We start from the raw sequence: 9213 nt of genomic DNA on the forward strand, positions 1-9213 counted from the left end.
GGTCCCGCACGCGCGGGACCGGGGCCTCTCGCTTCTCAGGCGGCCTCGGGGAAGTGGCAGGCGACCTCCCGGGCCTCGCCCGGGGCGGCGATCCGCAGCAGCGGCGCCTCCGTACGACAGATCTCCCGGGCCTTGGGACAGCGCGGGTGGAAGGTGCAGCCCGGCGGGGGAGCGGCCGGGCTCGGCGGATCGCCGAGCAGGGTGATCCGCTCCCGGGCCCGCTCGGCCGCCGGATCGGGCAGCGGCACGGCGGACAGCAGCGCCCGGGTGTACGGGTGGGCGGGAGCCGCGTACACCCGTTCCTTCACGCCGATCTCCACGATCCGGCCGAGGTACATCACGGCGACCCGGTCGCAGACCCGCTTCACGACCGAGAGGTCGTGGGCGATGAAGAGGTACGCGAGGCCGAGCTCGCGCTGGAGCCGCTCCATCAGGTTGACGATCTGCGCCTGCACGGAGACGTCCAGGGCCGAGACCGGCTCGTCGGCGACGACCAGCCGGGGGCCGGTGGCCAGCGCGCGGGCGATGCCGATGCGCTGGGCCTGGCCGCCCGAGAACTCGTGCGGGAAGCGGTCGGCGTGCTCCGGGATCAGCCCCACGAGCTCCATCAGCTCCCGCGCCCGCTTGCGGGCGTCCGCCGCCGAACCGCCCTGCACCAGCAGGGGATCGGCGATGATGCGGGCCACCGACTGGCGCGGGTTGAGCGAGGAGTGCGGATCCTGGAAGACCATCTGCATCTCGCGCCGCAGGGGTTTGAGGGCCCGCTGCGAGAGGTGCGTGATGTCCCGGCCCGCGTAGCCGACGGACCCCGAGGTCGGCTCCAGGAGCCGCACGATCATGCGGCCGGTGGTCGACTTGCCGCAGCCGGACTCGCCGACCAGGCCCAGGGTCTCCCCCTCGGCCAGGTCGAAGCCGACGCCGTCGACGGCCCGGACCGGTGCCGAACGGCGGCGCCCGGGAAAGGACATGGCCAGATCGCGCACCCGCAGCAGCGGCGGCGCGGCGGCGTCGTCGGGCGCGGGCGCCGGGTGCGGCAGTGCCGCGTGGGCGGTGGTCATGAGTCGACCTCTTCGTACGGGGAAGGCGCGGCTGACCGCGCCGGGAACGACGGGAAGTGGCAGGCGGCGGCGTGGCCTTCGGGCCCGCCGAGCCGGGGGCGTTCGCTCGCGCAGCGCTCCCGCTCCGCCTCGGTGCCGGCGGCGGCCCGCGCGCAGCGCGCGGCGAAGGCGCAGCCGGGTGCCGGGTCGAGGAGCGACGGCGGGCTGCCGGGGATCGCCCGCAGCGGTACGTCGTCGGGGTCGTCGAGCCGGGGCAGCGAGTCGAGCAGGCCGCGCGTGTACGGGTGCGCGGGCTCGGCGAACAGCGTGTCCACCGCGGCCCGTTCCGCGGCCCGGCCGCCGTACATCACGAGCACCTCGTGGGCGACCCGGGCCACCACGCCCAGGTCGTGGGTGATCATCACGACGGAGAGCCGCCGTTCCCGCTGGAGCCGGGCCAGCAGGTCGAGGATCTGGGCCTGCACGGTGACGTCGAGCGCGGTGGTCGGCTCGTCGGCGATGAGCAGGTCCGGTTCGCAGACCAGCGCCATCGCGATCATCACCCGCTGGCGCATGCCGCCGGAGAACTGGTGCGGGTACTCGCCCGCCCGGCGCTTCGGCTCGGGGATGCCGACCTCCGCGAGTGCCTCGACGGCGCGGGCGCGGGCGGTGGCCCGCCGGGAGCCGAAGTGCACCCGGTGGTGCTCGGCGATCTGCTCGCCGACCGTGTAGTACGGGTGGAGGCTGGACAGCGGGTCCTGGAAGATCATCGCCATCCGCCGGCCGCGCAGCCGGTTGAGCTCGCGGTCCGGCAGGCCGACGAGCTCGCGCCCGTCGAGCGCGACGGAACCGGAGACCTCGGCGCCGGTGTGCAGTCCCATGACGGCGAGGGAGGTGACGGACTTGCCGGAGCCGGACTCGCCGACGATGCCGAGGGTGCGCCCGTGCGGCACGTCGAAGGAGAGGGAGTCCACGGCCCGGACGGGGCCGCGCGGGGTCGGGAAGGTGACCGTGAGGTCGCGGACCCGCAGCAGGGGTTCGGGTGCGGCCATCAGTACCTCACTCGCGGGTCGACGACGGCGTACAGCAGGTCGACGGCCAGGTTGGCGACGACGATGAAGGTGGCGGCGAGCAGCGTCACCCCGAGGATGACGGGCTGGTCGCCGGTGCTGAGGGCGCTGTAGAAGAGGCGCCCGATGCCGGGGAGTCCGAAGAGGGACTCGGTGATGACGGCCCCGGCGAGGAGCCCGCCGAGATCCATGCCGAAGATGGTGAGGACCGGGGTCATGCCGGCTCTCAGTCCGTGCTTGACGACGACCGTGCGGCGCGGCAGGCCCTTGGCGCGGGCGGTCCTGATGTACGGCTCCGCCATGGACTCGATCATCGAACCGCGGCTCTGCCGGGCGTACATGGCGGCGTAGAGCACGGCCAGGGCCAGCCAGGGCAGCAGCAGGTTGGCGGCCCACGACAGCGGGTCGGTGGTGAAGGCGACGTACTGCGGGTAGGGCAGCAGTCCGGTGAGCCGGATGAACCCGTAGATGAGCAGCACCGAGGTGAAGTACACCGGTAGGGAGGCGGCGGCGACCGCGCCGACCATCAGGGCCCGGTCGGTGAGGGTGTCCTTGCGCAGCGCCGCCGTGACACCGGCGGTCAGGCCGAGGACCAGCCACAGCACGGCGGCGCCGACGGCGAGCGAGGCGGAGACCGGCAGCCGGTCGACGAGCAGGTCCCAGACGCCCTCGCTGTTCTCGTAGGAGTAGCCGAGGCAGGGGAAGTCGCAGCGCAGGGCGTACTGTCCGCTGCCCATGGTGCGGCCGGTGAAGATGCCGGTGACGAAGTCGCCGAACTGGCGCCAGAGGGGGGCGTCGAGGCCCATGTGGGCGCGGATCGCCTCCAGGCGTTCGTCGCTGCACGCCTTGCCGCAGGCCGCGGCGGCCGGGTCGGAGGGCAGCACGTAGAAGATGACGAAGGTGACGGCGGCGATGGCGAGGAGGACGCCGATCACCCCGAGCAGCCGGCGGCCGAGGTAGAGGATCACGAACGGCCCCCTCGCGGGTCGAGGATGTCGCGCAGGGCGTCGCCGAGGAGGGTGAACGCGAGCACGGTGAGGAAGAGGCAGACGCTGGGGACGAGGAAGTACATCGGGTCGGTGTCGTAGTAGGCGACGCCCTCCGCGATCATCTGGCCCCAGGACGGGGTCGGCGGGCGGACTCCGACGCCGAGGTAGCTGAGGGCGGCCTCGGTGGCGATCATGCCGGGGATCATCAGCGTGGTGTACGCGATGACGGGTCCGGCGACGCCCGGGAGGATGTCGCGCGCGAGGATCCGCCAGGGGCCGGAGCCGCCGACGCGGGCGGCGTCGACGTACTCGCGGTGCTTGAGCGAGAGGGTCTGGCCCCGCACGACCCGGGCGACGCCGGGCCAGCCGAAGAGGCCGATGACCAGGATCATCAGGAGCGTCCGGTTGACGTCCCTGGCCACCGACATCATCGCGATCATGAAGATGAGGGACGGGAAGGACATCGTGAGGTCCATCAGCCGGGACAGCACCGTGTCGGTGCGGCCCCCGAAGTAGCCGGCCGCGACGCCGGCGGCGACGCCCGCCGCCACGACGATCGCGGTGGCGGCGAAGGCGATCAGCAGCGACACCTGGGCGCCGTGCACGACGCGGGCGAACAGGTCGCGTCCGGTGATGGGTTCGACGCCGAGCCAGTGCTCGGCGGAGACCCCGCCGAGCGGCCCGATCGGCAGTCCGCCGAGGTAGGGGTCGACGGCGGCCTTGTCGAACTCCTCGGGGCCCCAGCCGCCGAGCGCGCTGATCAGCGGCGCGGCGACGGTCATCAGGGCGAAGAACGCGACGACGGCGAGGGAGACCTTCAGCGAGGCGCGGCGGCGCAGTTCCGCGCGGACCGCCCGCCAGGCCCCGCCGCCCCCGGACACCGGAGGGGAGGAGGTGGTGGTGAGTGTCATGGGAGGGGCGTCCTTCAGTTCGCGCTCTTCGACGGGTCCTTGAGACCGACGGTCGCGTAGTCGAGCTGGCCGCTCCAGGAGGTGTGCCCGAAGGCTCCGGCGACGTTGGTGCCGATGAGCAGCGTGCGGCGCTTCGAGGCGCCGGGGGCGACCGGGGCCTTGGCGAGGATCTGCCCGTCGAGGTCCTGCCACGCCTTGTTGGCCTGGGCGCCGTCGGACATGGCGGCGATCTCGTCCATCCGCTTCATGGTGGCGTCGTCCTTGAAGAGGGAGTGGTTGCCGGTGTTGCCCTTCACCTTGATGAACCGCCCGTCGAAGACGAAGGGCAGGAAGGTGGAGCCGGACGGGTAGTCGGGGCACCAGCCGGTGTAGACGAGGTCCGTGCGGCTCTTGGTGTCGCCGATGGTGTCGTAGAACGCCGACGGGTCGACGGTCTCGATGGTCACCTTGATGCCGGCCCGGCCCAGGGACTCCTGGATGGCCTCGCCGATGCGCTTGTCGTTCATGGAGACGGTGAGGCGGGTGGAGAAGCCGTCGGCCTTCCCGGCCTCCTTGAGGAGCTGCTTGGCCTTCTCGACGTCGCCGGAGAGCGGGATCTTCAGCGTGTCGGGCTGCTTGCCGCCGGTGAAGAGGGCGCCGGGCATGGCGGCGGTGGAGGCGTCGACGACGGCCGGCCCGCCGGCGGCGGTGACGATCGCCTCCCGGTCGAGGGCGTACTGCACGGCCTGGCGGACCTTCAGGTCGTCGAAGGGGGCGCGACCGGTGTGCATCTGGACCATCTCGGTGCAGCTGCTGGACTCGGCGAGCAGCCGGGCCTTCACGTCGGCCTTGGTGAGGACCTTGGAGATGGACTCGGGGCGGAGCTGGGCCCAGGAGACGGCGGAGGCGTCGGCGCCGGAGGAGGCGATCAGCCGGTCGTCGATCTGGTTGCCCTTGAGGCCCATGGTGACGACGATCCGGTCCGGGTACGCCTTGCGGACGGAGTCGTTCTTGGGGTCCCAGTGGGTGTTGCGGACCAGGACGAGCTGCTTGTCGCGGGCGTAGGTCTCGACCTTGTACGGGCCCGAGGAGAACGGGCGGCTGTCGTACTGGGGGCCCTTGTCCCGGGAGGGCGGCACGGGAGCGAAGGTCGGGAGGGTGGCGGCGAAGGGGAACTCCGCGAAGGGCGTGTGGAGTTCGAAGACGATCGTGCGGTCGTCCGGGGTCTTCACGGAGTCGAGGTGCTTGCCCTCGGCCGGGCCCCGGTAGTCCTTGCCGCCGACGAGGTAGCGGGCCGCGTAGTCGGGGCCGCCGGGCAGGTCGGGCGAGAAGGACCGCTCGACGTTGTGCTTGACGTCCTTGGAGGTGATCGGGGTGCCGTCCTCGTACTTCAGGCCGGGCTTGAGGCGGAAGGTCCAGGTCTTGGCGCCGTTGGAGGGGGTGCCGAGGTCCTCGGCGAGGTCGGGGACCAGCTCGCTGCCCTTGGCTCCGGGCTCCGCCGTGTAGGTGACGAGCGTGCGGTAGAGCAGCCGGGTGCCGAAGTCCATGTCGGGCATGACCCAGTTGCGGGCCGGGTCGAGGTGGGTGAAGTCCTGGTTGGACAGGACGGTGAGGGTGCCGCCCTTCTGCGGGGTGCCGCCGAGGACCGAGCCGTTGGTGGAGGTGGCGGGGTTCTTGCGGTCCCGGGAGCCGTCGGACTTCTTGCCGTCGGCGCAGCCGGTCACGCCGAGGGCCAGGGTCGTCACCAGGGCGGTGGCCAAGGTGTACGTGCGCTTGTTCATGGGTGGTCACTCCGGGAGCAGCGGGTCGGCCAGCCGGCGACGGCTGGAATGTGACCGGTAACATAGTAATGTGAAATTGCACTGACAAGGTGTCGGGCGCTCCGTTATCCATCCGTGTCCGACGGGTGCCCGGTAGTGCCCGCGGCGGCTGCGATGCTCCGCCGTGGGGGCTTGGCAACTCCAGTGCCATGTGAAATATTACTGCCGTGCCCACGAGAAAACCCTCGGATGTCATCGTCGTCGGCGCCGGCGTCGTCGGCGCGGCCTGCGCCTACTACGCCGCCCTCGCCGGCCTCTCCGTCACCGTCGTCGACCGCGGTCCCGTCGCCGGCGGGACGACCGGAGCGGGCGAGGGAAACCTCCTGGTCTCCGACAAGGAACCAGGACCGGAACTCGAACTCGCCCTGCTCGCCACCACGTTGTGGCGTGAACTGGCCGACCTGCTTCCGCCGCGGGTCGAGTACGAGGCCAAGGGCGGCCTCGTCGTCGCCTCGGGCGAGTCCGGGATGCGGGCCCTGCGGGAGTTCGCGGCCCGTCAGGAGAAGGCGGGCGTCACCGCCCAGGAGGTCCACGGAGACCGGCTCCACGACCTGGAGCCCCACCTCGCTCCTGGACTGGCGGGAGGCTTCCTCTATCCACAGGACGCCCAGGTGATGCCCGCCCACGCAGCCGCCCAACTGCTGCGCGCCGGCGGCGACCGGATCACGCTGCGGCTGGGAGAGGAGGTCACCGGACTGCTCACCGGCCCCGCCGGCGAGATCCGCGGTGTGCGGACCGCGGCCGGTGACCTCCATGCCCCGCACGTGGTCAACGCCGCCGGGACATGGGGCGGCGCGCTCGCCGAACGCGCGGGCGTGCACCTTCCCGTACTGCCCCGCAGGGGCTTCGTCCTCGTCACCGAACCGCTGCCCCGCGTGGTGCGGCACAAGGTGTACGCCGCCGACTACGTGGCGGACGTCGCCAGCGGCTCCGCCGCGCTCCAGACCTCGGCGGTCGTCGAGGGCACCCCCGCCGGCCCCGTCCTCATCGGCGCGAGCCGCGAGCGGGTCGGCTTCGACCGGACCCTGTCCACCGAGGTCCTCCGCCGCCTCGCCGCAGGGGCCACCGCGCTGTTCCCCGTCCTCGGCACCGTACGGGCGATCCGGACCTACCTCGGCTTCCGCCCCTACCTGCCGGACCACCTGCCCGCCATCGGCCCCGACCCGCGCGTCCCCGGACTGCTGCACGCCTGCGGCCACGAAGGCGCCGGAATCGGCCTCGCCCCGGTGACCGGCCTCATCGTCGCGGCCTGTGTCACCGGCGGCGCACCACCCCTCGACATCCACCCGTTCCGCCCCGACCGCTTCCCCGCACCCGCACCCGCATCCGCATCCGCACCCGCGTCCACGCCCGCGCCCTGAGGCACGCGCACCCCGTCACGAGAGGAGGGCCCGTGGCCCGCACCCCCGCCGACCTCGTCGGCGCACAGCCCGATCCGCCGTTCGAGATCACCTTCGACGGCCGGCGCGTCACCGCCCTGCCGGGCCAGACCGTCGCCGCCGCCCTCTGGGGCGCCGGCATCCTCGCCTGGCGCACCACCCGGGACGGCGGCCGGCCGCGCGGCGCCTTCTGCGGCATCGGGCAGTGCTACGACTGCCTCGCCACCGTCAACGGCGAACCCAACCGCCGCGCCTGTCTCGTCCCCGCCCGCCCCGGCGACGCGATCACCACCCAGGAGGGACACGGCCATGACCGCCTCACCGTCTGAACCGGACGCGCCGGGGACGAGGGACGCACAGGACGGGGTCTACGACCTCGCCGTCGTCGGCGCGGGTTCCGCGGGACTCGCCGGCGCCGTCACCGCCGCCGAGCGCGGACTCTCCGTGGCCCTCCTCGACGCCTCCGCCCAGACCGGCGGACAGTTCTACCGGCACCCGGCGCCCGCCCTGGGCGCGGTACGGCCCGAGGCCCTGCACCACGACTGGTCCGCCTTCTCCGACCTGAGGCGACGCCTGGCCGGAAGCGGCGTCGCCCACCTGCCCGGTCACCACGTGTGGACCACCACCAAAGAGGCCGACGGGACCTGGACCGTGCACGCGGTCACCGGCGTCGACGGCGCCGCGGAGCGACCCGTCGCCGTCCGGGCCCGCACCCTGCTCCTCGCCACCGGCGCCTACGAGCGCCAACTGCCCTTTCCAGGCTGGACCCTGCCCGGCGTCGTGGGCGCCGGGGGAGCGCAGGCCATGCTCAAGTCCGGCCTCGTCCTGCCCGGCCGCCGCGTCGTCGTGGCCGGCAGCGGACCGCTGCTCCTCGCCGTCGCCTCGTCCCTCGCGGCAGCCGGCGCGCGGGTCCCGGCCGTGGTCGAGGCCGCCGGCTATCTGCGGTACGCCCGCAGCCCCCGGGCGCTCCTGACCAACCCCCGGAAGGCGGCCGAGGCCCTGGTGCACGGGGCCGCACTGCTCAGGCACCGCGTGCGGGTGCTGCCGGGCAGCGCGGTCACCGAGGTGCACGGCACCGACCGGGTGGAGGCCGTCACCGTCAGCCGGCTGGACGGCGACTGGCGACCCGTGCCGGGGACGGGACGCCGCATCGCCTGCGACGCGCTGGCCGTCGGGCACGGACTCGTCCCGCAGATCGAACTGGCCACGGCCGTCGGCTGCGCCACCCGGACGCTGCCCGACGGGACCCTGGGCCTCGTCCTCGACGCCCTCCAGGAGACCTCGGTGGCCGGCCTGTGGGCGGCGGGCGAGACCGGCGGCGTGGGCGGCGCCGAACTCGCCCGTACGGAAGGAGAGCTGGCCGCGCACGCGATCGTCGCCCGGCTGCGGGGCCGGCGGCCGGACGCGGGGCGGGCCGGCGGACTCCGGCGCCGCCGGGACCGGATGCGCGCCTTCGCCGACGTGATGTCCGCGGCCCACGCCCCCGGCCCCGGCTGGCCCGCCTGGCTGGACGACGACACCGACGTCTGCCGCTGCGAGGAGGTGCCCGCCGGACGCGTCCGCGAAGCGGTCGCCGACCTCGGCGCGCGGGACGCCCGGACCGTCAAGCTCCTCACCCGGGCCGGCATGGGCTGGTGCCAGGGGCGGATGTGCGGGACGGCCGTCGCCTGCCTCGCGGCGCCCGACGGCACGCCCGAACCGCCCGCCGAGCGCCGCCCGTTCGCCGTCCCGGTCCGCCTCTCGACGCTCGCCGCGCTGGAGGAGACACCCGGGCCGGACGGCCCGCACTAGACCCCACCCGGGGGAGAGGCCCATCAGGGGGCCTCTCTTCCTACCCCTCTGTAAAATGTCACACACTACAGAAAGGTCGTCGACATGACCGCCACCACCTGGAACACCGACCGACCCTGGCGCGGCATCATGGTCGCCACCACCCTCCCCTTCCGCGAGGACCTCTCCGTCGACTACGACGCGTACGCCGAGCACGTGGCGTGGCTGATCGCCAACGGCTGCGACGGCGTCGTCCCC

9 protein-coding genes are annotated in these 9213 nt (G+C 73.3%); 4 read left to right on the plus strand and 5 right to left on the minus strand.

The annotated features are described in order from the left end of the window. Positions 1 to 35: 35 nt before the first annotated feature. The 5 genes from ACFCY7_RS38115 to ACFCY7_RS38135 are packed head-to-tail and all read right to left on the minus strand — an operon-like array spanning position 36 to position 5767. Positions 36 to 1058, minus strand: a complete 1023-nt coding sequence (locus ACFCY7_RS38115) for an ABC transporter ATP-binding protein (RefSeq protein ID WP_376490676.1) — start codon at positions 1056 to 1058, stop codon at positions 36 to 38. Further along, a complete protein-coding gene (locus ACFCY7_RS38120; protein ID WP_376490677.1) occupies positions 1055 to 2089 on the minus strand; it encodes an ABC transporter ATP-binding protein in 1035 nt (344 codons plus the stop codon). Before ACFCY7_RS38120 ends, ACFCY7_RS38115 begins: the two co-directional genes overlap by 4 nt. Further along, complete coding sequence (locus ACFCY7_RS38125; RefSeq protein WP_376490678.1) at positions 2089 to 3075, minus strand: ABC transporter permease; 987 nt, start codon at positions 3073 to 3075, stop codon at positions 2089 to 2091. Before ACFCY7_RS38125 ends, ACFCY7_RS38120 begins: the two co-directional genes overlap by 1 nt. Next, positions 3072 to 4007: an ABC transporter permease gene (locus ACFCY7_RS38130; protein WP_376490679.1), complete on the minus strand. Its 936-nt coding sequence runs from the start codon at positions 4005 to 4007 to the stop codon at positions 3072 to 3074. The genes ACFCY7_RS38125 and ACFCY7_RS38130 overlap by 4 nt, the downstream gene beginning before the upstream one ends. A gap of 14 nt (positions 4008 to 4021) precedes the next feature. Next, entirely contained in the window at positions 4022 to 5767 is a 1746-nt protein-coding gene (locus ACFCY7_RS38135) for an ABC transporter substrate-binding protein (RefSeq protein ID WP_376490680.1), read from the minus strand. A 206-nt stretch (positions 5768 to 5973) separates the two neighbouring features. On the opposite strand from ACFCY7_RS38135, the gene ACFCY7_RS38140 reads away from it, so the two are divergent. The 4 genes from ACFCY7_RS38140 to ACFCY7_RS38155 all read left to right on the plus strand — a co-directional run. Then, positions 5974 to 7167, plus strand: coding sequence for an NAD(P)/FAD-dependent oxidoreductase (locus ACFCY7_RS38140; protein ID WP_376490681.1), 1194 nt, complete (start codon positions 5974 to 5976; stop codon positions 7165 to 7167). A gap of 32 nt (positions 7168 to 7199) precedes the next feature. Then, on the plus strand, positions 7200 to 7514 hold the full coding sequence (locus tag ACFCY7_RS38145) for a (2Fe-2S)-binding protein (protein ID WP_184930662.1): 315 nt from the start codon (positions 7200 to 7202) through the stop codon (positions 7512 to 7514). After that, on the plus strand, positions 7495 to 8976 hold the full coding sequence (locus ACFCY7_RS38150) for an FAD-dependent oxidoreductase (protein ID WP_376490682.1): 1482 nt from the start codon (positions 7495 to 7497) through the stop codon (positions 8974 to 8976). Before ACFCY7_RS38145 ends, ACFCY7_RS38150 begins: the two co-directional genes overlap by 20 nt. 84 nt (positions 8977 to 9060) lie before the next feature. Next, a partial coding sequence (locus ACFCY7_RS38155; protein ID WP_376490683.1) for a dihydrodipicolinate synthase family protein occupies positions 9061 to 9213 on the plus strand: 153 nt, incomplete at its 3' end.

It is taken from the genome of Streptomyces sp. NPDC056361, from assembly GCF_042262805.1.
Classification (GTDB): domain Bacteria; phylum Actinomycetota; class Actinomycetes; order Streptomycetales; family Streptomycetaceae; genus Streptomyces.